This window comes from Streptomyces sp. NPDC003042 (genome assembly GCF_053591315.1).
The window spans coordinates 92,926-113,975 of sequence record NZ_JBSFTP010000015.1; the positions used below are offsets into that span (position 1 = coordinate 92,926).

Annotated in this window: 22 protein-coding genes; 12 read left to right on the forward strand and 10 right to left on the reverse strand. The window is 73.6% G+C overall.

The window, feature by feature from the left end:
- Nucleotides 1-168: 168 nt before the first annotated feature.
- From msrB to ACWDYJ_RS11540, 4 genes are all read right to left on the reverse strand, one after another.
- Complete coding sequence (gene msrB, locus ACWDYJ_RS11525) at nucleotides 169-600, reverse strand: peptide-methionine (R)-S-oxide reductase MsrB (protein ID WP_451565293.1); 432 nt, start codon at nucleotides 598-600, stop codon at nucleotides 169-171.
- A gap of 15 nt (nucleotides 601-615) precedes the next feature.
- The gene (gene murC / locus ACWDYJ_RS11530) at nucleotides 616-2,010 is read right to left on the reverse strand and encodes a UDP-N-acetylmuramate--L-alanine ligase (protein ID WP_451565294.1); all 1,395 of its coding nucleotides are present in this window, start codon (nucleotides 2,008-2,010) and stop codon (nucleotides 616-618) included.
- A 51-nt stretch (nucleotides 2,011-2,061) separates the two neighbouring features.
- Complete coding sequence (locus ACWDYJ_RS11535; RefSeq protein ID WP_451565295.1) at nucleotides 2,062-2,529, reverse strand: indole-3-glycerol phosphate synthase; 468 nt, start codon at nucleotides 2,527-2,529, stop codon at nucleotides 2,062-2,064.
- Nucleotides 2,530-2,677: 148 nt separating this feature from the next.
- The gene (locus ACWDYJ_RS11540) at nucleotides 2,678-3,460 is read right to left on the reverse strand and encodes a pyrimidine reductase family protein (protein ID WP_451565296.1); all 783 of its coding nucleotides are present in this window, start codon (nucleotides 3,458-3,460) and stop codon (nucleotides 2,678-2,680) included.
- Nucleotides 3,461-3,496: 36 nt separating this feature from the next.
- On the opposite strand from ACWDYJ_RS11540, the gene zapE reads away from it, so the two are divergent.
- The 5 genes from zapE to ACWDYJ_RS11565 all read left to right on the forward strand — a co-directional run bounded on the left by zapE (nucleotide 3,497) and on the right by ACWDYJ_RS11565 (nucleotide 8,475).
- A complete protein-coding gene (gene zapE / locus ACWDYJ_RS11545) occupies nucleotides 3,497-4,600 on the forward strand; it encodes a cell division protein ZapE (protein ID WP_451565297.1) in 1,104 nt (367 codons plus the stop codon).
- A 61-nt stretch (nucleotides 4,601-4,661) separates the two neighbouring features.
- Nucleotides 4,662-5,090, forward strand: coding sequence for an OsmC family peroxiredoxin (locus ACWDYJ_RS11550; RefSeq protein WP_451565298.1), 429 nt, complete (start codon nucleotides 4,662-4,664; stop codon nucleotides 5,088-5,090).
- A 142-nt stretch (nucleotides 5,091-5,232) separates the two neighbouring features.
- Nucleotides 5,233-6,579, forward strand: coding sequence for an alkaline phosphatase PhoX (locus ACWDYJ_RS11555; RefSeq protein ID WP_451565299.1), 1,347 nt, complete (start codon nucleotides 5,233-5,235; stop codon nucleotides 6,577-6,579).
- A 58-nt stretch (nucleotides 6,580-6,637) separates the two neighbouring features.
- Nucleotides 6,638-7,564: a PPK2 family polyphosphate kinase gene (locus ACWDYJ_RS11560; protein WP_451565300.1), complete on the forward strand. Its 927-nt coding sequence runs from the start codon at nucleotides 6,638-6,640 to the stop codon at nucleotides 7,562-7,564.
- Nucleotides 7,565-7,602: 38 nt separating this feature from the next.
- On the forward strand, nucleotides 7,603-8,475 hold the full coding sequence (locus ACWDYJ_RS11565; protein ID WP_451565316.1) for a polysaccharide deacetylase family protein: 873 nt from the start codon (nucleotides 7,603-7,605) through the stop codon (nucleotides 8,473-8,475).
- 28 nt (nucleotides 8,476-8,503) lie between these two features.
- Here the strand turns inward: ACWDYJ_RS11565 and ACWDYJ_RS11570 are convergent, their stop codons facing one another.
- From ACWDYJ_RS11570 to ACWDYJ_RS11585, 4 genes are read right to left on the reverse strand one after another with little or no spacing between them, the layout of a single operon-like run.
- Entirely contained in the window at nucleotides 8,504-8,707 is a 204-nt protein-coding gene (locus ACWDYJ_RS11570) for a hypothetical protein (RefSeq protein WP_451565301.1), read from the reverse strand.
- Between the two features lie 14 nt (nucleotides 8,708-8,721).
- The gene (locus tag ACWDYJ_RS11575) at nucleotides 8,722-9,372 is read right to left on the reverse strand and encodes an ABC transporter (protein ID WP_451565302.1); all 651 of its coding nucleotides are present in this window, start codon (nucleotides 9,370-9,372) and stop codon (nucleotides 8,722-8,724) included.
- Nucleotides 9,369-10,178 carry an ATP-binding cassette domain-containing protein gene (locus ACWDYJ_RS11580; RefSeq protein ID WP_451565317.1) on the reverse strand — a complete coding sequence of 270 codons (810 nt, stop codon included), beginning with the start codon at nucleotides 10,176-10,178 and terminating at the stop codon, nucleotides 9,369-9,371. The genes ACWDYJ_RS11575 and ACWDYJ_RS11580 overlap by 4 nt, the downstream gene beginning before the upstream one ends.
- Nucleotides 10,175-10,849: an AIM24 family protein gene (locus ACWDYJ_RS11585; protein ID WP_451565303.1), complete on the reverse strand. Its 675-nt coding sequence runs from the start codon at nucleotides 10,847-10,849 to the stop codon at nucleotides 10,175-10,177. Before ACWDYJ_RS11585 ends, ACWDYJ_RS11580 begins: the two co-directional genes overlap by 4 nt.
- Nucleotides 10,850-10,918: 69 nt before the next feature.
- Between ACWDYJ_RS11585 and ACWDYJ_RS11590 the strand changes: the two genes are divergently transcribed.
- The 4 genes from ACWDYJ_RS11590 (at nucleotide 10,919) to ACWDYJ_RS11605 (ending at nucleotide 15,867) form a co-directional block, all read left to right on the forward strand.
- The gene (locus tag ACWDYJ_RS11590) at nucleotides 10,919-11,668 is read left to right on the forward strand and encodes an aminoacyl-tRNA hydrolase (protein ID WP_451565304.1); all 750 of its coding nucleotides are present in this window, start codon (nucleotides 10,919-10,921) and stop codon (nucleotides 11,666-11,668) included.
- 121 nt (nucleotides 11,669-11,789) lie between these two features.
- Nucleotides 11,790-13,106 carry a DUF692 domain-containing protein gene (locus ACWDYJ_RS11595; protein ID WP_451565318.1) on the forward strand — a complete coding sequence of 439 codons (1,317 nt, stop codon included), beginning with the start codon at nucleotides 11,790-11,792 and terminating at the stop codon, nucleotides 13,104-13,106.
- A complete protein-coding gene (locus ACWDYJ_RS11600) occupies nucleotides 13,103-14,086 on the forward strand; it encodes a TIGR04222 domain-containing membrane protein (protein WP_451565305.1) in 984 nt (327 codons plus the stop codon). Before ACWDYJ_RS11595 ends, ACWDYJ_RS11600 begins: the two co-directional genes overlap by 4 nt.
- Before the next feature lie 107 nt (nucleotides 14,087-14,193).
- Nucleotides 14,194-15,867 carry an alpha/beta fold hydrolase gene (locus ACWDYJ_RS11605; protein ID WP_451565306.1) on the forward strand — a complete coding sequence of 558 codons (1,674 nt, stop codon included), beginning with the start codon at nucleotides 14,194-14,196 and terminating at the stop codon, nucleotides 15,865-15,867.
- A gap of 111 nt (nucleotides 15,868-15,978) precedes the next feature.
- Here ACWDYJ_RS11605 and hemQ read toward each other — a convergent pair whose 3' ends face one another.
- Both hemQ and hemG read right to left on the reverse strand, forming a co-directional pair.
- Entirely contained in the window at nucleotides 15,979-16,692 is a 714-nt protein-coding gene (gene hemQ / locus ACWDYJ_RS11610) for a hydrogen peroxide-dependent heme synthase (RefSeq protein WP_451565307.1), read from the reverse strand.
- A 23-nt stretch (nucleotides 16,693-16,715) separates the two neighbouring features.
- Complete coding sequence (hemG, locus tag ACWDYJ_RS11615) at nucleotides 16,716-18,182, reverse strand: protoporphyrinogen oxidase (RefSeq protein ID WP_451565308.1); 1,467 nt, start codon at nucleotides 18,180-18,182, stop codon at nucleotides 16,716-16,718.
- A gap of 138 nt (nucleotides 18,183-18,320) precedes the next feature.
- Here hemG and ACWDYJ_RS11620 point away from each other — a divergent pair, with 138 nt between their 5' ends.
- The 3 genes from ACWDYJ_RS11620 to ACWDYJ_RS11630 form a co-directional block, all read left to right on the forward strand.
- Nucleotides 18,321-19,346 (forward strand): DUF4349 domain-containing protein, encoded by a 1,026-nt coding sequence (locus tag ACWDYJ_RS11620; RefSeq protein WP_451565309.1) that lies wholly within the window; start codon nucleotides 18,321-18,323, stop codon nucleotides 19,344-19,346.
- Nucleotides 19,347-19,408: 62 nt separating this feature from the next.
- Nucleotides 19,409-20,809, forward strand: a complete 1,401-nt coding sequence (locus ACWDYJ_RS11625) for an FAD-dependent oxidoreductase (RefSeq protein WP_451565310.1) — start codon at nucleotides 19,409-19,411, stop codon at nucleotides 20,807-20,809.
- 66 nt (nucleotides 20,810-20,875) lie between these two features.
- Nucleotides 20,876-21,050, forward strand: a 175-nt coding sequence (locus tag ACWDYJ_RS11630) for a transposase (RefSeq protein ID WP_451565319.1), incomplete at its 3' end; no start/stop codon positions are given.

Here is a 21,050-nt window from a genome sequence, read left to right on the forward strand (position 1 = left end):
GGAGGAAACGTGATATCGGCGGCGCCCCCGCGCAGGCTGGAGACCGTATCGGAACCCAACCGCGATGTCCCCGACACCATGCCCCGCGGCCCGGCCGGCGGACAAGGAGCGGGACACAAAAAAAGTGACCCTGCCCGAAGGCAGGGTCACCCGGTCCCGGGCGGCGGATCAGGCGGACCTCGCCTCGTCCGGTATCAGCCGCAGGGAGATGCTGTTGATGCAGTACCGCTGGTCGGTCGGGGTGGGGTAGCCCTCGCCCTCGAAGACGTGGCCGAGGTGGGAGCCACAGCGCGCGCAGCGGACCTCGGTACGGACCATGCCGTGCGAGGTGTCGGCGATCAGCTCGACCGCGTCGGTGTCCTTCGGGTCGAAGAAGGACGGCCAGCCGCAGTGCGACTCGAACTTCTCGCTGGAGCGGAACAGCTCGGCACCGCAGCCCCGACAGGAGTAGACGCCTTCCGTCTTCGTGTCGGTGTACTCACCGCGGAAAGCCGGCTCGGTTCCCGCGAGGCGCAGCACCTGGTACTCGGACGGGGTCAGCTCCGCCTGCCACTGCTCGTCCGTCTTCTGGACCTCGTACTTCTGGGCCTCGTACGCCATGACGTTCCCGCTCCCTCAGTTCGACAGCCGGGCAAGGATGCGCGGGCCCAGGTCCGTGACGTCGCCCGCGCCCATGGTGAGAACGAGATCGCCGGGCTTGGCCATTCCCGCGATGACGTCGGCGACGGCGCCCTTGTCGTGTTCGGCGGTGACGTCGGCGCCCGCGGCGCGCGCGGCGGCGATGATCACCTCGCTGGTGACCCCCGGGATCGGGTCCTCACGGGCCGGGTAGATGTCGAGGACCACGGAGGCGTCGGCCAGGGCCAGGGCAGCGCCCATCTCCTTGCCGAGTTCCTGGGTGCGGGAGAAGAGGTGCGGCTGGAAGACGACCAGGATGCGGGAGTCCCCGGCGGCCCCGCGGATGGCCTCCAGGTCGGCGGTCATCTCGGTCGGGTGGTGCGCGTAGGAGTCGATGACCTGGACTCCGGCCGCCTCGCCCTTGAGCTGGAGGCGGCGCTTGACCCCGGTGTACTTGCCGAGGGCGGAGGCGAGGTTGTGCGCCGGGATGCCGAGGGCGACACCGGCGGCGAGGGCCGCGACGGCGTTGTGCGCGTAGTGGCGTCCGGGGACGGACACGGTGAAGGTGAGCATCCGGCCGCCGATGAGGACGGTGACCTCGCTGGTCAGGCCGCGCGGGGTGATCTTGGTGATCCGTACGTCGGCGGCCTCCTCCTCGCCGTACGTGACGACCGTGAGGCCGTCGTTGCCGGCGACCCGGGCGGCGATCTCGGCGGCGCCGGCCTGGCCGTGGGCGACCACCAGCGTGCCGCCGGGCACGATCTTGGAGACGAAGGTCTCGAAGGACTCGTAGATCTCCTCCATCGACGCGTAGTTCGCGTGGTGGTCGAGTTCCGCGTTGAGGATGATCGCGACCTGCGGCGCGTACTTGTGGAAGCTGCGGTCGCTCTCGTCCGCCTCGGCGACGAAGATGTCGCCCTCGCCGTGGTGGGCGTTGGAACCGGGGGCGTCCAGGTCGCCGCCGATGGCGTACGAGGGGTCGAGGCCCAGCGCAGACAGGGAGACCGCCAGCATCGAGGTGGTGGTGGTCTTGCCGTGGGTGCCGGCGACGGCGATGGCGCGCAGGTCGTCCATCAGGGCGGCGAGGGCGTCGGAGCGGTGCACGACGGGGATGGCGAGCTCGGCGGCGCGTGCCAGCTCGGGATTGTCGGCGCGGATCGCGCTGGAGACGACCACGCAGGTGGAGTCGGCGGCGAGGTGGCCGGCGGCGTGCCCGATGTGGACCGTGGCGCCTTCGGCGCGCAGTGCCTGGGCGGTCTCGGAGTCACGGGAATCGCTGCCGGCCACCTGAGCCCCGCGCTGGGCGAGGATCTTCGCGATGCCGGACATTCCGGCGCCGCCGATGCCGATGAAGTGGGGCCGTTCCATCGCGGTCGGCAGGCCGGGCTTCATTCAGTTCGCTCCAGGATCGATAGCGCGGGTTCGAGGTGTGACCGCCCCAGCCTATTCGTTGTGGGCGAAGAGCTTGAGCACCGGAACCCCGACCTTGTGCCGTGCCCGGGAGGCCCAGTCCCGGTGGAAGAACTCCTCGACGAAGTGCGGGGCGGTCAGCACGATCACCTCGTCGGCTCCCGTCTCCTCCACCACGGCCTTGAGTTTGTCGAGGGGGTGGTCCTCGATGATCTGGCCGACGGCCTTGGCCCCCTTCTTGCGCAGGGCCTCCAGGGAGTGTTCCAGAGCTTGCGCGGCGGGTCCGCGGGCCGCCTCGCCCGCCGGCAGCTCCACCTCGCGGAGGGCTTCGGGGAGCTCACCGAGCGCTACGTCGTCGATGGCGCGGAGCAGTCGGTCCTGGTCGCCCCGCGGTTGCATGAGGACGATGAAGGAGACCTGGTCGTCTCCGTGCAGGGTGCTGACGAAGTCCACGTCCACCGTGGTCAGCGGCTGCTCGATCATCAATACGCTCGTGAACACGGACGCCCTCTCCTTCATGGGCCGAGGCCGGTCGGCCGGCCCCTGCGGAAACCATCCTGCCCCGCTGTCGCGCGGAGCCTTGCGCGGATATGTCTGCCCAGTTATGTGCCCAGCGGAAGCTAAGCGGAACGACAAATTCCGCCCCTTGTCAGATCCGACGGTAGCTCGTGAAGAGGAACCCGGCCTCTTCCAGCACACAGGCGGGCGCGAGCCGGTGCGGAACCGTGACGGAGGGGCCCCCGGCGACCCGCTGGGCGTCCCCCGCCGTGAGCATCGGGGAGATCGTCAGGCACAGCTCGTCCAGCACGTCCGCGGCCACGAGCTGGCCCAGCAGCCGGGGGCCGCCCTCGGTGAGCTGGCGGCGCAGCCCGCGGGCGGCCAGCTCCCGCACGGCACGGGCGAGGTCCACGGCGGCCCCGTCGCCCGCCACCACGACCTCGACCCCGGCCTTGACCGCGTCGGCCACCCGGTCGGCGCGCGCGGTGGCTCCGGTGACCAGCAGGGTCGGCACCAGGGGGGAGGTGAACAGGGGCAGGCCGAAGTCCAGGTCCAGGCCGGCACTGACGACCGCGATGGCGGGGGCGGGGCCCTGTCCGGCGGCCTCCCGGCGGGCGGCGAAGGCCTCGCGGGCGCGGGCCGGACGGTAGCCCTCCTGGCGAACCGTTTCCGCACCGACGATCACCACATCGGCCAGCGCCCTCAGGGTGCCGAAGATCCGCATGTCGCTCTCGCCGGAGATGGGCTTCGAGTGCCCGTCGTGCTGGGCTGCCCCGTCCAGAGTGGAGACCATGTTCGCCCGCAGCCAGTGCCCGCCGGGGGCGAGCTCTGGGTAGGCGTAGGCGTCCGCGAGCTCGTCCAGCGACCACTCGCGGTCGGCCAGGTCCTGGGACAGGGTTGATGTCTGATCGGTCACAGGGAACAGGCGTCGCATCGGTGCAGTGTGACACGACCCGTAGAGTTGAGAGCTGTGTCAACATCACTCTCCACCTCCGGTTCTGCCCCCGGGCAGCCCCCGACAGCCGACGCGGGCCCGCTGGCCCTGTGCGCCCGCGAACCGCGTGTGCCCGCCGAACGGCTGGTGGCCGAGATGGTGCCGCCGCCGCGTTTCGACTCGGTGCGCTTCGATACGTACGACCCCGACCCGGCCCAGCCGAGCCAGGCCGAGGCCGTCACCGTGCTGAGCGGTTTCGCGGCCGGACTCGGCGGGGCGCACGCGAGCGGCGCCGGCAAGCGCCGCTGGTTCGCCAAGAAGCCCGCCCAGCCCACCGGCCCGCGCGGGGTCTACCTCGACGGCGGCTACGGCGTCGGCAAGACCCACCTGCTCGCCTCCCTGTGGCATGCCACCCCGGCCGAACCCGCGCTCAAGGCCTTCGGCACCTTCGTGGAGCTGACCAACCTGGTCGGCGCGCTCGGCTTCCAGCAGACCGTGCGGACCCTGGGCGGACACCGGCTGCTGTGCATCGACGAGTTCGAGCTGGACGACCCCGGTGACACCGTGCTGGTCTCGAGCCTGCTCAGCCGGCTCGTCGAACAGGGCGTGGCGCTGGCCGCCACCTCCAACACGCTGCCCGGCAAGCTCGGTGAGGGCCGCTTCGCCTCCGTCGACTTCCTGCGGGAGATCCAGGGGCTGTCCGCGCACTTCCGGCCCCTGCGGATCGACGGCCAGGACTACCGCCACCGCGGCCTGCCCGAGGCCCCGGCGCCGTTCTCGGACGAGCAGGTGGCCAAGGCCGCGTACGCGACCCCGGGCGCGAGCCTCGACGACTTCCCGGGCCTGCTGGAGCACCTGGCGAAGGTCCACCCGAGCCGTTACGGCGCGCTGACGGACGGGATAGCGGCGGTCTGCCTGACCGATGTCGGACCGGTACCGGACCAGTCGACGGCGCTGCGCCTGGTGGTGCTCGCCGACCGGCTGTACGACCGCGAGGTCCCGGTCCTGGCCTCCGGAATCGCCTTCGACAAGCTGTTCAGCGCGGAAATGCTCGGCGGCGGCTATCGGAAGAAGTACTTCCGAGCCATATCGAGGCTCACCGCGCTCGCGCGCGACGCGAAGCCCCTGGTATCCCAGTAGGTTTGGCCGTGGCCGGGCAATGATGCGGCCCGGGCTTTCCACTTCTGCGAAGGGAACCACCTTGACCGCCACACGCAACGCACACGCCGTCTGGGAAGGCGATCTGCTCAAGGGCAAGGGCGTCGTCACCCTCGACTCCTCCGGCCTCGGCAGCTACCCCGTTTCCTGGCCGGCGCGGACCGACGAGGCGGCGAACGGGCGGACCAGCCCCGAAGAGCTCATCGCCGCCGCGCACTCCAGCTGCTACAACATGGCCTTCTCGAACATCCTGGCGAAGGCGGGCAGCGCGCCGACCAAGCTGACCACCTCGGCCGCCGTCACCTTCGTACCCGGCCAGGGCATCACCGGCATCCACCTCACGGTGGAGGGCGAGGTCCCGGGCATGGACAGCGAGGCCTTCGCCGCCGCGGCCGACGACGCCAAGAAGAACTGCCCCGTCAGCCAGGCGCTGACCGGCACGACGATCACGCTGAGCGCCAAGCTCGTCTGACGAAACCGCGCGCGCGGGTGCAACGTGACATGTGACGGAACACCGTCACATGTCACCTTGCACTGCGGCGAGTCACATCGCACCCGGCGGACCGGCGTGGTACCACGGGCCCTCACCCCCGTTCCGCCGCCCGGAGCCGCCGATGTCCGTCACCCGACGCAGCCTGCTCGCCGCCGGCGGGGTCGCCTTCAGCGGGACGTTCGGCGCCCTCTTCGCCGGGAGCGCCGTCGCCGCCCGGCCGACCCGCGGATACGGCCCGCTCCTGCCCGATCCGCGCGGGCTGCTCGATCTGCCCGCCGGTTTCTCGTACCGGGTGCTCTCCCGCGCCGGTGACCCCTTGCGCTCCGGCGAGGGCACGGTACCGGCCAACTGCGACGGCATGGCCGCCTTCGGCGCGCGCGGGGGCGGGCGCGTCCGGCTGGTCCGCAACCACGAGAACCGCACCACCGCCGCCCTGCGCGTCCCGGCCGTCGACGGCCTCACCTACGACCCCGCGGCCCTCGGCGGCTGCACGGTCCTGGAGCTGTCCCCGACCGGCGAGGTGACCGCCGAGCGCGTCGGCCTCGCCGGCACCGCGGTCAACTGCGCGGGCGGCCGGACCCCCTGGCACACCTGGCTGAGCTGCGAGGAGACCGAGGACCGGGCCGGCACCTCCGGTTACACCCGGGACCACGGGTACGTCTTCGAGGTGGACCCCGCCGACCCGCACCGGCTCGGCGCGGTCCCCCTGACGGCGCTGGGCCGCTTCGCCCACGAGGCCGTAGCGGTGGACCCGTACCGGGGTGTCGTCTACGAGACCGAGGACGCCTTCACCGAGCCGTTCGGCCTGTTCTACCGCTTCCTTCCCGCACGGCCCCTCGGCGGACCCGGCTCCCTGCGGGCCGGCGGCACCCTGGAGGCGCTGCGCGTGCCGGGCGTGGCGGACCTGGCCGCGGTGGACGAGCCCGGGGCGCACTTCCCGGTGGAGTGGGCACCCGTACGGGACCCCTCGGCCGCCGGCGTCCCCGTCCGCCTCCAGGACTTCGGCCCGCGCGGGATCACCCACGCGCAGAAGCTGGAGGGCTGCTACTGGGGCGACGGCGGGGTCCACTTCGTCTCCAGCTTCGCCCGCGCCCGCGAGGGGGCCGCCGCCGACCACCACGGGCAGGTCTGGTTCTACGATCCGCTGCGCGCCCGGCTCCGGCTGGACGTGCTCTTCGGCCCGGCGAGCGACATCCGGCTCCCCGGGGAGTCCCCCGACAACATCTGCCCGGCCCCGGACGGCGGCCTGATGGTCTGCGAGGACGGCGGCGGAGCCCAGTACGTCCTCGGCGTGACCGTGGACGGCGAGGTCTACCCGATGGCCCGCAACGCGGACGACATCGGGATGCCCGGGGCCCCGGAGTGGGGGGAGTTCGCGGGCGTCACCTTCTCCCCCGACGGGCGGACGATGTACGTCAACGCCTATCTGCCCGGGACGACGTTCGCGGTGACCGGTCCCTGGCACTGACCTCGGGTCCCCTGCCGTCGGCCGCGTCGCGGTCCCGTTCGATCCGTTGGAGGATCGGATGGAATCGACGGGATCGGAGCGGGCGGCGATGGCCGAGAAGGACAGAGCGTCGCGGCAGGACACGAGCGCCGGGAAGGCCGGCCAGGACGAGCCGCTGCGCCCGCTGCTGCGCGTACCGGTCGGCGAGCGCGTGGACCTCGCCGCCCACCGCACCGACTCCGTACCCGCCGGCCCGTCCGACAAGGCGGCCGGTGTCGCTGCCACCGCCCGGATGGCCGACCGGCTGGCCTCCCTCCAGGAACGGCTGTACGCGGCGAGCACGGCCGGGGACCGGCGCCGGCTCCTGCTGGTCCTCCAGGGCATGGACACCAGCGGCAAGGGTGGCACCGTCAAGCACGTGATCGGCCTGTTCAACCCCTCCGGCTGCCGCATCAAGGCCTTCAAGGCGCCCACGCCCGAGGAGCGCGGCCATCCCTTCCTGTGGCGCGTGGAGAAGGCCCTCCCCCAGCCGGGGGAGATCGGCATCTTCGACCGTTCGCACTACGAGGACGTCCTGGTCGCCCGCGTCCGCGAGCTGGTGTCGCGCAGTCAGCTGGCCCGCCGCTACGCGCAGATCAACCGGTTCGAGAAGTCCCTCGCGGACGACGGGGCGACCGTCGTCAAGGTCTTCCTCCACCTCGGCTACGAGGAGCAGCGCCGACGGCTCCTGGAGCGGCTCGACAACCCGGACAAGCACTGGAAGTTCAGCCCCGGTGACATCGAGGAGCGCGCCGCGTGGCCCGCGTACCAGCAGGCGTACGAGCTGGCGCTGGAGCGCTGCTCCACCGACGCCGCGCCCTGGTACATCGTCCCCGCGGACCGCAAGTGGTACCGCGACTGGGCGGTCAGCACACTGCTGCTGGAGCACCTGGGGGAGATGGATCCGCAGTACCCGCCGGCCGACTTCGACGTGAAGGAGTGCCGCAAACGTCTTATTGCCACATAGTCATATATTTTGCGTGCGTGACCATTTCTGTACGCAAAGTGGCGGCCGTGACCGCACTCAGTGCCGCTCTCGCGGGTTGCGGGGGCGGCACCGGCACGTCGCAGGGCGGCGGCCAGGCCCGTACGGGCACCCCGGCCGCCTCCGCCTCCGGCTCCCCGTCGGGCGGCTCCCCATCGGCGGCCACCTCCCCGCAGGCGGGCGCGCCCCGCAAGGCCCCGACCATCGCCCCCGGCCCGAACGGCCTGACCCCCGTCTTCGAACGGGCGCGGCAACGGACCGACAAGACCGTGGCCCTGACGTTCGACGCCGACATGACCTCGGACCAGGGTCCGCGCGCCGCCTCGGGGGAACGTTTCGACAACCCCGGGCTGATCTCCACCCTGCGCCGGCTCCAGGTGCCGTCGACCGTCTTCATGACGGGCCGCTGGGCCGAGGAGTATCCGGACCAGGCCAAGTCCATCGGCACCGACCCGAACTTCGAGATCGCGAACCACTCGTACAGCCACTACGCCTTCAAGTCGCCCTGCTACGGGCTGCCCGCGCTCGACGGCGCCGCCGCCCGCGCCGATGTCGACCAGGCCTTCGCCGCCTTCCGGAAGGCCGGCGCGGTCAACACCGTGCCGTACTTCCGCTTCCCCGGCGGCTGCTACGACGACCAGGCGCTACGGACCCTGGCCGAGGCCAAGGTCACCGCCGTGCAGTGGGACGTGGTCAGCGGGGACGCCTTCGCGCGGGATCCCGACGCGGTGGCCGAACAGGTGCTGGCCGGGGTGAGGCCCGGTTCGGTGGTGGTCATGCACTGCACGCGCAGCGCCGCCCCGGTCACCGAGCAGGCCATCTTGAAGATCGTCCCGGAGCTGCGCAAGCGCGGGTACCGGTTCGTGAAGGTGTCCGACCTGATCGGCAAGTAGGCCACGCGCCGACCCCCGGCCGGTGCGGTCAGCCGGAGCAGGCGGTGCGCTCCGCGTCCTGCCACTCGCACACCGGGCACAGCACCACGCCACGGGTCGCGACCCCGTACTCGGTGGGCTTTCCGCACTGCACGCAGTCGGCGTACGGCGGCCCGGGCACCGGCTCGGCGGGGGCGGCCGGGGCGGGGCAGTACGACGCGGTCTCGTCCAGCAGGTCCATACGCGGGTCCATACGTACGAGCGTACTCAGTCCCGCCGCGCGCTGACCAGGCACGCCGCCGCACCGGCCGCACCGGCCAGCAGCACCGCCCCCGCCAGGGAGCCGAACGGCAGCTCCACGGTGTTCGTACGCGCCCCCTCGACCAGCGCGGACACCGCGCCGCGGGCCGGGGACACCGCGAGGACCCAGGCCAGCAGCGAGCCGACGCCCCCGGCCAGGTACGCGAGGCCGCGCCCGGGTACGAGCGGCCTGCTGCACAGCGCCCCCACGGCCGCCCCCGTCAGCGCGCACACGGCCACGGCCAGCGCCCCGGCGAGGACGACCTCGGGGAGCGGGTGTCCGGCGGGGTCACCGAGCAGCAGCGCCACCGCGCCGGCCACCGTTCCCGCGAGCAGCGCGCCGCCGAGGGCGGTCAGCAGCGCCGCCGCGTGCAGTCGGGGCGGACCGACGGCGGCGGCCGCGCAGTGGCGGGCCGCCGGGGGCTCGTTGGTCACGCAGATCCGGACCAGCCAGGCCGTCTGCGGCACCAGCCCGGCGGCCACGTAGCCGAGCGAGTCCAGTGCCGGTTCGCCCGCCCGGACGCCGACCGCCACGAAGGCGGCGTAGACGATCAGCGGGGCGAGCCAGCGCTGGGAGCGCAGGAGCAGGGCGCCCTGGTAGCGGAGCAGAACGGTCACGGCAGTTCCTCCACGGCGCGGATGTGCCAGGGCGGGCTCGCGGTGAGCAGCTCGCGCAGCACGGTGTCGGAGCGGGCCGCCTCCACGGTCAGCAGGACTCCCCCGCCGGGGGCGGGCGCGACGGTCAGGCCCGGGGGCGGTGCGCTGCCGGGTGCTCCGGCCGCGTGGATGCGTACGAACGGGCCGTGCGCCCCGGACACTGCTGTCAGCGCGCCGCCCTCGACCCGGTAGTGGGCGTCGGGGGCGTCCGCGAGCCGCAGCGGGTCGTGGTCGACGAAGACCACCGTGCCCCCGGCGGCGGTGCGTTCGGTGACGGCACGGTCCAGCTCGGCGCGGGCGGACGCGTCGAGTCCGGTCCACGCCTCGTCGAGGACGAGCAGGCCCGGCTCGGCGAGCAGTGCCTGGGCGACGGCCACCTTCTGGCTGGTCCCCTTGGACAGCTCGGCGAGCGGGGTGCCGGCGTACGCGGCGGCGCCGAACCGCTCCAGCCGCTCGGCGGCGCGCCGGGCCGCCTCGGCGCGCGGGAGCCCGTGGATCCGGCCCAGGTGGGTCAGGTAGGCGGCGGCGGTGAGCGGCAGGGCCGCCGGGAAGCGTTCGGGGACGTAGGCGGTGCGGGGCGGGCGGGCTGTGACGCTGCCCTCGGTGGGGGTGTCGATGCCTGCGAGGAGGCGCAGGAGGGTGGACTTGCCGCCGCCGTTGCCGCCTTCGACGCGGACCAGGGCGCCGGGCGGCAGTTCCAGGCAGACGCCGCGCAGGATCCAGGGCCGCCGCCTTCCGTAGCGGCGGCCCACGTCGGTGAGCTTCAGTGTGCGGCCGCCGTCTCGGTGAGCTCGCTGGGCCGGACGATGACGAAGCCCTCGCCGCTGAGCCTGAGCTGTACGGCTTCGCCGGAGCCGCCGCGGATCATGGAGCCGACGGACTGGGAGCGGTGCAGACCGGTCTCCAGCCGCGCGCTCCAGCCGACGACGGCGTCGGTGTCGACGAACACGGGCGCCTGGGCGGTGACCGGGATGATGATCGGGTTGGCGTCGCAGACCACCGCGAGCTTGCCGGTGCCGGTGAAGAGGCTGTTGAACAGGCCGCCGCCGGTCATGCCGGCGCCCTTCACCATCTTGATCTCGTAGGAGAGCGTCGGGTCGAAGCACAGGACGTTGCGGCCGTTGACGGTCAGGGCGTCGCCGGGCTCGAACTCGATGATGAAGCAGTGGCCGGCCTCGTGCGCGAACCAGGCCTCGCCCTGCCCGCGTACGGCCATCAGCGCGAGCCCCTCGCCGGTGACGGCGCGCTTGAGGAGGCCGCCGATGCCCTGGCCCTTGCGCTCGAACTGGAGGTTGCCCCGGAAGGCGATCATCGAGCCCTGGCGGGCGAGCATCTCACCGTTGACGGTGTACTTGACGGACTTGCTGTTCTGCAGGGTCATGCCGGGCGCGGCGGGCGGCTGGGCCAGGTTCTCGGAGGCAAAGAGATCGCTCTTCATGACTCGATCCTGGCCCCGGGCGCGCCCCGGGACATCATCCTGGAGGTGGAGCCTGACATCCTTGGGCGGATGAGTACCAAGGACGCACAGGAGACCGCAGACGTACCGGCCGTCGGGGAGGACAGCCCGTTCCGGCAGGGTCACGTCACCCGCGACGAGGCCCCGCAGTTCGTGCTGCCGCTGGTCGTGCGGATCGAGAAGGACGGACCGCCGGCGCGGACGGACGCGCTGGAGACGGCGGCCCGCGCGGTGCTGGTCCTGCTGACGGACGAACGCGCGCACGGCGAGGGCGAATGGGCCGAGGCGGTCCGCGACTGGCAGGACGCCCGGATCCGGAAGGTGGTGCGCCGGGCACGCGGGGCGGAGTGGCGCAAGGCGCAGACACTGCCAGGCGTCACCGTGCACGGTGACATGTCAGAGGTGCGGGTGTTCCCTCCGATCCCGCTCGACGGCTGGCCCAAGGAACTCGCCAAGCTCCAGGTGTCGGGCACCGACCTGGACGACCCGGAGCCGGTCGCTCCGCCCGAGCCCGGGGTCCCGGTGCTCTGGCTCAACCCGGATCTCGACATGTCCGCCGGCAAGGCGATGGCCCAGGCAGGCCACGCGGCACAGCTCGCCTGGTGGGAACTCGGTCCGGCGGAGCGCGAGCGCTGGCAGGCTTCCGGTTTCCGGCTGGCCGTACGCACGGCCCCCCGCGCGCGCTGGGCCGAGCTCAGCGGGAGCGGGCTCCCGGTGGTGCGCGACGCCGGTTTCACCGAGATCGCACCGGGTTCCTGCACGGTGGTCGCGGACCATCCCGCGCTCCGCGCGCGGCTCTGATCCCGCCGCGGGAACCTCAAATGTTGCTCTGAACGTCCCCTCTCCCGGGTTGGCCCGACACCGTCGGGGCCATGACACCGGCACACGGACCGACGAGAGGGGGCGAGGGGACATGAAGCCCATGGCACACCTGGGGGTGGGCATCGGCTGGCGGCCGGAGATCGCGGACGCCGTCGAGCGGCTGCCTGGCCTGGACTGGGTCGAGGTGGTGGCCGAGAACATCTGCCCGGACCACGGCCACCTGCCCGCATCCCTGCTGCGGCTGCGCGAGCGCGGCGTCCGCGTCGTCCCGCACGGGGTCTCGCTGGGGCTCGGCGGCGCCGACCGCCCCGACCCCGCGAAGCTGGCCGCCCTCGCCGAGCGGGCGGTGGCGCTGGGGGCGCCGCTGGTCAGCGAGCACATCGCCTTCGTACGGACCACCTCGCCCCGGCTGGAGGCCGGGCACCTGCTGCCCGTACCGCGCACCCGGGACGCGCTGGACGTGCTGTGCGAGAACGTACGGATCGCCCAGGACGCGCTGCCCGTGCCGCTCGCCCTGGAGAACATCGCCGCGCTCCTCTCCTGGCCCGAGGAGGAACTGACGGAGGGGCAGTTCCTCACGGAGCTGGTCGAGCGGACCGGCGTACGGCTGCTGGTCGACGTGGCCAACCTGCACACGAACCGGGTGAACCGGGGCGAGGACCCGGCCACCGTGCTGGACGCGATTCCGCTGGAGGCGCTGGCGTACGTGCACGTGGCCGGGGGCGTGGAGCGGGACGGCGTCTGGCACGACACCCACGCGCACCCGGTGCCGCCGGTGGTACTCGACGTACTGGCGCGGCTGCGCGAGCGGGTGGACCCGCCGGGGGTGCTGCTGGAGCGCGACGACGACTTCCCGGCGGAGTCGGAGCTGGCGGGTGAACTGGCCCGGATCCGCGACGTGGTGACGATCACCAACCCGGAAGGCCCGGCCCCCGCGCACCGGCTGGACGACGGGCCGGCCCACGCCCACGCCCCGGCTCCCGCCACCGCCCCCGCTCCCGCCACCGAGGCCGCGCGCACCCGCGTAGGCCTCGGGCAGGCGGCCCTGCTGTCGGCCCTGGTCGCCGGGACTCCCGTGCCCGAGGGCTTCGACCGGCAGCGGATCCGGGTCCAGGCCCGGGCGCTGACCGCCAAGCGCGCGTCGGTGGTGGCCAAGCTCGCGCCCGAACTGCCGGGGATCCTCGGCGGGCCGGACGCCTTCCGCACCGCCTTCCTCGGCTACGCCCGCCACCGCCCCATGACGGCCGGCTACCGGCGGGACGCGCTGAACTTCGCCGAGCACCTGCTCATCCGGGACCTGCCGGCCGACCGGGCCGCCCGGCGCCGGCTCACCGCCTGGTGGCAGGACCGGGCCGGGGCCCGGCCGCCCCGCCGGATCGTGCGCTGGGCCCGCGCTCTGGTGGGGAGGGCGGCATGAACCTCCTCGCCGTCGCCGTCTGGATCGGCGTCATCACCTCCACCGTCCTGCTCCTGCGCGCCCTGCGCCGGTCCCAGCCTCCGCCGGCCGGGCCCGCGCCGCGCCTGCACGACCTGTCCGAGGCCGCGTTCCTGGCGGGCGGGCCCGGGGCCGTCGTCGACGCCGCGCTCGTCTCGCTGCTCTGCGACGGCCGGCTGGTGGTGGGCGGCCCGGGCATCATCCACGCGCCCCACGGGGCGTGGGCCGCCGACCCGGCCGAGCGCACGGTGATGCTGGCCCTTCAGCGGGCGCCCTCCGGGTGGCTCTACCAGGTGCGTTACGCCGCCATGCTCGACCCGTCCGTGCAGGAGACCGGCGACGCGCTGGCGGAGCGCGGGCTCGTCTCCCGGCCCGGTTGGGGGCGCCGGTGGCGACGCTGGGGGCTGATCCAGGCCCTGGTGTGCGGGGCACTGGTGCCGCTGTCGCTCCCGCTCAGCTTCCTGGCCTGGACCCTGGACAGCTCCCAGGTGCCGTTCATCGTCAAGGTCGTTCCCGTGCTGCTGGGGGGCCTCGTGATGGGCGCCGTGTGCGCGGCGCGCGCCGGGCGGCGGATCACACCGGCCGGGCAGGCGGCGCTCCGGGAGATGCGGTCGCGCTACGCGGGCGATCCGGCTCCGCAGGTGCGGACGGCGCTGTTCGGCCTGGCCGGTCTGCGCGATCCGTTCCTGCGCGAGCAACTGGTGCCCGCGGCGCGCCAGACCCGGCTCGCGGCGGCCCAGTCCGCTGCCGCCGTTCCTCCCGGGTCGGGGGACTCCTGCGGGTCGTCGGCCGAGATCCCGGAGGTCTGGTGCGCCACCAGCGACGGCGGGGGCGGCTTCGGTTCCTCGGGCAGCGGCTGTGGGGGCGGCAGCGGTTCGAGCTGCTCCAGCGGTTCCGGCGGCTCCAGTTGCTCCAGCGGTTCGTCCGGCTCCAGCTGCGGCGGCGGCAGTAGCAGTTCCTGACGGGCCTACGGCAACCGGGGGTACTGGCCCCCGCTCCCGGCGGTGCGCCTGTACAGGGAGGCGGCCCTGGAATCTCATCGGACCAGCCGATGAGAGGAAGGGTCGCCATGCGGACGACGCTCGCACGCCACGGGGCCGCCGCGGCGGCCCTCTCCCTGACCCTGTGCGCCGCCGGACCGGCCGGTGCGACGCCTGGAGAAACCCCGGCCGACACCTCGGCCGACACATCGGCCGGTGCCTCCGCCGCCGTCCGGGCCGCCGAGGACGCCGGGGCCGACCTGGTGGCCCGCCGAGCCGCCGACGCCCCCGGGCTCGACTTCGCCCCCTGCCCCGCCGTCGAGGCACTGCCCGACCCCGTGCGGTGCGCCACCCTCCGGGTCCCGCTCGACTACGCCCGCCCCGACGGCCCGCGGATCTCCCTCACCGTCAGCCGGGTCCCCGCCACCGGCCACGGCAAGGCCGCGCGCCAGGGCGCGCTTGTGTACAACCCGGGCGGGCCCGGCGCGTCCGGCATGTCCTTCCCGCTCGTCGCGCCCCTCCCCGCCTGGAAGCGCGTCGCCGCGGCCTACGACCTCATCGGCTACGCCCCTCGCGGAGTCGGCCGCTCCGCCCCGCTGTCCTGCCAGGACCCGGCCGCCCGCGCCAAGGGCCCGACCCAGGTCCAGGCCGCCCCCTCCCCCGCGTACAAGAGGGAACGCGTCGCCGCCGCCCAGGCCTACGCCCGCGGCTGCGCGCGGCGGGCCGGCGCGGCCCTGCCGTACTACACGACCCTGAACAACGTCCGGGACCTGCACGTCCTGCGCGCCGCGCTCGGCGAACGCCGGCTGACCTTCATGGGCGCCTCGTACGGCACCTACCTCGGGGCGGTCTACGCGACCCTCTACCCCCGGCACGTGCGCCGCATGGTCTTCGACTCGGCGGTCGATCCCGACCCGCGCCGCATCTGGTACCGCAACAACCTGGACCAGGCCCCGGGGTTCGAACGCCGCTGGTCCGACTTCCGCGCCTGGACCGCCCGTCACCACGCCGCGTACGGCCTCGGCGCCACACCGGAGGCGGTGGGGGCGAGCTACGAACGGGTCCGCGCGGCCGTGGCCAAGGCTCCGGCGGGCGGGGTCGTGGGCACCGGGGAGCTGCACGCGGCGTATCTCCAGGCCGCCTACGACGACGGGCTGTGGGCGGAGCGGGCCGCGGCCCTCGCCGCCTTCCTTCGGGGCGATCCCGGACCGCTGACCGCACAGGCGGGTCCCGATCCGGACAGGGCGGCCGAGGCCGAGAACGCGACGGCCGTCTACACGGCGGTGCTCTGCAACGACGCCCCGTGGCCGGCGGACTGGGAGACCTGGGACCGCGACAACACCGAACTGGCCCGCCGCGCGCCCTTCGAGACCTGGGCCAACGCCTTCCTGAACCTGCCGTGCGCCTACTGGCCGGTGGCCGAGCGGCAGCGGCCGGTGGCGGTCGGGGCGCGGCCGGCCCGGCTGCCCCGGACGCTGATCGTCGCGGCGGACCGGGACGGCGCGACGCCGTACCCGGGGGCGCTGGAACTGCAACGGCGCCTGGGTGCGCGGGCGGCGCTGGTCACGGTGGAGGGGGCGGGCACCCACGGGGTGGCCGGCGGGCGCAACGACTGCGTGGACCGGCACGTGGAGCGGTATTTGCTGACAGGTGACACTGCGGGGTGGCGTGTCACATGTGCGCCGCATCCGGAGCCCGCACCGGTGTCGCTGGACGACCGGGCAGCAAGCGCTCCCAGGGCGCTTCTGCCGCCTGTCGTCTGAACTTCCGGGCGGGATCTCCGGCTGCGTCGATTCGGGGGCATGGCCTCCCGATCACCGGAGGCCACCCCTGTGTCACGAGTAGTCCTCCGGTCCTTCCCCCCAGGGGAGGTATCAGGCGAGCCCGGCGACCAGATCGGCGACGGACTTGCGGCGCCCGGTGTAGAAGGGCACCTCTTCACGGACGTGCATCCGGGCCTCGGAGGCACGCAGGTGACGCATGAGGTCGACGATGCGGTAGAGCTCGTCGGCCTCGAAAGCCAGCATCCACTCGTAGTCGCCCAGCGAGAAGGAGGCGACGGTGTTGGCACGCACGTCCGGGTAGCCGCGGGCCATCTTGCCGTGGTCGGCGAGCATGCGGCGACGGTCCTCGTCGGGCAGCAGGTACCAGTCGTACGAGCGCACGAACGGGTAGACGCTGACGTAGTCGCGGGCTTCCTCGTCGGCCAGGAAGGCCGGGATGTGCGACTTGTTGAACTCGGCCGGGCGGTGCAGGGCCATGTTCGACCACACCGGCTCCAGCGCGCGGCCCAGCTTGGTGCGGCGGAAGAGGTTGTACGCGCTCTGCAGCTCGTCCGCCGTCTCCGCGTGCCACCAGATCATGACGTCGGCGTCGGCGCGCAGGCCGGAGACGTCATAGGTGCCGCGGACGGTGATGTCCTTGGCGGCCAGCTGGTCGAACAGCTCCTGGACCTCGTCGGCGTAGCCGGCGCGGTCTTCCGGGAGGACGTCCTTCAGCTTGAAGACGGACCACAGGGTGTAGCGGATGACCTCGTTGAGGTCCTTCGCCTTCTTCCCCGCGTTGGGAATCTTCTCTGGTGCAGTCATGTGTCCATTGTCCCGTGTGCTGATCAGTGGTCTGTGCCAGGGGTGGCCAACGAGGCGATCACCAGGTCGGCGGCCCGTCCGGCGCTCGCGACGCAGGCCGGAATGCCGACCCCGTCGTACAGGGCGCCGCAGACGGCGAAGCCGGGCAGGTCCGCCACGGCGGCGCGGATGCGGGCCACCCGGCCGAGGTGGCCGACGGGGTACTGCGGCAGCCCGCCGTCCCAGCGGGTGACCGCGGCGGCCACCGGCCGGGCGGCCAGCCCGACGGCCTCGCCGAGGTCGCCGAGCGAGACGTCGACGAGTTCGGCGTCGTCGAGTTTCAGGTCGCCCTCGTCGCCGTACCGGCCGATGGAGGTGCGCAGCAGGAAGAGGTCGGGGTCGGCGCCGGCCCAGGCCCACTTGTTGCTGGAGAAGGTCGAGGCCTTGATCGTGCGGCCGTCCACGGGCGGTACGAGGAACCCGCTGGCTCCGCCGCCGGTGACCGCGTCGGGGAGGTCGGAGCGCCGGAAGGCCATGGTGACCAGGGCCATGGAGGCGTACTCGACCGCGCGCAGCTCGGCGGCCGCCCCGGGGGCGAGGGAGGCGAGGAGCTGGGCGGCGGGCCCGGCCGGGGTGGCCAGCACCACGCCGTCGGCCTCGACGGTCCGCGAGCCGGTGACGACCCGCCAGCCTTCGGCGGTACGCAGGACCTCGCGCACGGGGGCTCCGGTGCGCAGGTCCGCCCCGGCGGCCCGGCAGGCCTCGGCCACGGCCACCGGGAGCCGCCCGATGCCGCCGTCGATGCCGGCGAAGACGGGACCGGCGGCCTGGGGCTGCGCCGCCGCCCGGCGTTGCAGGTCCCGTACGCCCTCGCTCAGCAGCGCGTGGGTACGGGCGGCCTCGAAGAGCTGGGGTACGGCGGCCCGCATCGAGATGCGGTAGGCGTTGCCCGCGTAGACCCCGCCGAGCAGCGGTTCGACCAGCCGGTCGACGACCTCGCGGCCGAGGCGGGCGGCGACGTACTCGCCGACCGCGACGTCCTCGCCGATGTCGGTGGGTGCCAGCTCGCGTTCGGCCTCGATCCGGGCCAGCCCCTCGGCGGAGAGCACCCCGGAGGCGGCGAGCGGGCCCGACTCGGCCGGGACGCCCATGACATGGCCGCGCGGCATCGGCCGCAGCGCGCCCCGGGTCCACAGGTGCGCGGTGGCGGTGGCCGGCGGCTGGAGCGCGTCGCCGAGGCCCACGGCCCGGGCCAGTTCCACCGCTTCGGGGCGGCGGGCGAGGACGGACTCGGCGCCGAGGTCGACGCGGGCGCCCGCGAGTTCGCCGGCGTACAGCTTGCCGCCGAGCCGGGGACCGGCTTCCAGGAGGGTGACGCGGAGTCCGTCGGCGAGCAGCCGGTGGGCGGCGGCGAGTCCGGCGATCCCGCCCCCGATGACGACGACGTGACGGGTGGGGCCGGTGGGGCCGGCGGCTCCCGGCCGATCCGTACGCGTGTCCGCTTCGTGCATGGACACATCGTCTCAGACCGATCAGCGACGCCGGACCGTGACCTCATCGGGATCACCTCGGGACCGCGCGGACGAAACCCGTGGCGGGACTCTGGACGTCGAAGCGGCGACAACAGCCGAACCCCGGGGGTAGTGACGATGCACTCGCTGTACAGAAACCGTTCGGCGGCGGCCCTGGCCGCCCTGTCCCTCGCCGGGGCGCTCGCGCTCACCGGCTGCGCCTCCGGCGCCGATTCGGCCAAGCCGGCGAGCGCCGACCGGGCGGCGGTCGCGCCCCAGGAGGCGGGCGCCGCCCAGGGCAAGCCGGGAGCGGCGGAGGCCGCGCCCCCGGCCGCGGACTCCAAGGGCGTCAAGGATCCGCAGCAGCCGGCGGCGCCCGCCGCGGTCCGCGCGCACATCATCCGTACGGGGAGCCTGGGCATAGAGACGGCCGAACCGCAGAAGGCCCTCGCCGCGGCCCGCACCGCGGCGGAGGGCGCGGGCGGCTACGTCGGCAACGAGTCCACCCAGCGCGGCCCGGACGGCCGGATGACCTCGACGGTGACCCTGCGGGTGCCCGGCGAGCGCTTCGACGCGGTGATCGGCGCCCTGGAGGGCAGCGGGAAGCTTCTGAACCGGAAGGTCGAGGCGCAGGACGTGACCCAGAAGGTCGCGGACGTCGACAGCCGGGTCAAGTCACAGCAGGCCAGCGTGGTTCGGGTGCGGGAGATGATGGACCGGGCCTCGGCGCTCAGTGACGTGGTCATGCTGGAGAGCGAGCTGAGCCGGCGCCAGGCCGACCTGGAGTCGCTGCTGGCCCAGCAGAACGCGCTGAAGGACCAGACGGCGCTGGGCACGATCACGGTGTCGGTCTCCGAGCCGGCCCCGAAGGCGGCGGAGAAGAAGAAGGAGCGGGAGACCGGCTTCGGCGACGCCCTGAGCGGCGGCTGGACCGTGTTCTCCACACTGGTGCGGTACGTGACCCTCGCGGTGGCCGCCGTACTGCCGTTCGCGCTGGCGGTGGCCCTGATCGCGCTCGGGTACCGCGCCTACCGCAAGCTGCGCCCCGCGCGACCGAAGCCGGCGCCGGCGCCGCGGACGACCCCTGCGCCGATCCCCCACCCGGCCCGCGCCGCGTCCGCCCCGGCCGTCCCCACCGGGACTCCGCAGGACGGCGAGGGCTGAGCGAGCCCGCGCCCGTACCGTGTCCCCCGTAGACGACGGCGGGTAGAGGAGCGGTGCGGACGATGGCGACGGAACGACTGGTGGTGATCGGCGGTGACGCGGCGGGCATGTCCGCCGCGTCACAGGCCCGGCGACTGAAGGGCCCGGCGGAGCTGGAGATCACCGCCTTCGAGCGCGGGCACTTCACCTCGTACTCGGCGTGCGGGATCCCGTACTGGATCGGCGGCCAGGTGGCCGGGCGGGACGAACTGATCGCCCGCACCCCCGAGGAGCACCGCGCGCGGGACATCGACCTGCGCACACGGACCGAGGTGGTGGAGCTCGACCTGGCCGGACGCCGGGTCCGTGCCCGGGATCTGGACACCGGCCGCGAATCCTGGACGGGCTTCGACAAGCTCGTCCTGGCCACCGGCGCCCGCCCGGTCCGACCCCGCCTGCCGGGCATCGGCGCGCACGGGGTCCACGGGGTGCAGTCCCTGGACGACGGCCAGCGCCTGATGACGACCTTGGAGCGTACGGAGGCCCAGGAGCGTACGGGCCCGCGCAGGGCGGTCGTCGTCGGCGCGGGCTACATCGGCGTGGAGATGGCCGAGGCCCTGGTCGGCCGGGACTACGAGGTCACCGTCCTGCACCGGGGCGAGCAGCCCATGGCCACGCTCGACCCGGACATGGGCGGCCTGGTGCACAGCGCGATGAACGGCATGGGCATCCGTACGGTCTCCCGCGCCGAGGTGACGCGGATCCTCACCGACGAGGAGGGCCGGGCCCGGGCCGTGGCCACGGCTTCGGGCGAGGAGTATCCGGCGGACGTGGTGGTCCTCGGCATCGGCGTCGAACCCCGTACGGCCCTGGCCCGCGCGGCCGGCCTGCCCCTGGGCGATTCCGGGGGCGTCCTCACGGACCTGTCCATGCGGGTGCGCGGCCACGAGGACATCTGGGCGGGCGGCGACTGCGTGGAGGTCCTGGACCTCGTGGCGGGCCGCATGCGGCACATCCCCCTGGGCACGCACGCCAACAAGCACGGCCAGGTGATCGGCTCGGGCGTGGGCGGCGGCTACGCGACGTTCCCCGGGGTCGTGGGCACGGCGGTGAGCAAGGTGTGCGACCTGGAGATCGCCCGTACCGGCCTGCGCGAACGCGACGCGCGGGAGGCGGGCCTGCGCTTCGTGACGGCCACCATCCGCTCGACGAACACGGCGGGCTACTACCCGGACGCGGCCGAGATGACGGTGAAGATGCTGGCGGAGCGCCGTACGGGCCGCCTTCTGGGCGTCCAGATCGTCGGCGGCGCGGGGTCCGCGAAGCGGGTGGACATCGCGGCCGTCGCCTTGACGGCGGGTATGACGGTGGAACAGGTGGTCGCCCTGGACCTGGGCTACGCCCCGCCGTTCTCTCCCGTGTGGGACCCGGTCCTGGTGGCGGCCCGCAAGGCCGTCTCGGCGGTGCGGGCGGCGGGGGTCTAGGCAGTGTCTGATGGCTCTTGCCCGGCATGGTGGATCTACCGCCGTTGCGGGCAGGAGTCGGTCATGGTGCGTCGGCATGAACTGACGAATGCTCAGTGGGAACGCATAGCCCCGCTGCTGCCGGAGACCGGAAACCCGGGTGGGCAGTGGGCCGATCACCGCACCGTGGTCAACGGTGTGTTGTACCGGACACGGACCGGCATTCCCTGGCGTGACCTGCCCGAACGCTACGGATCCTGGC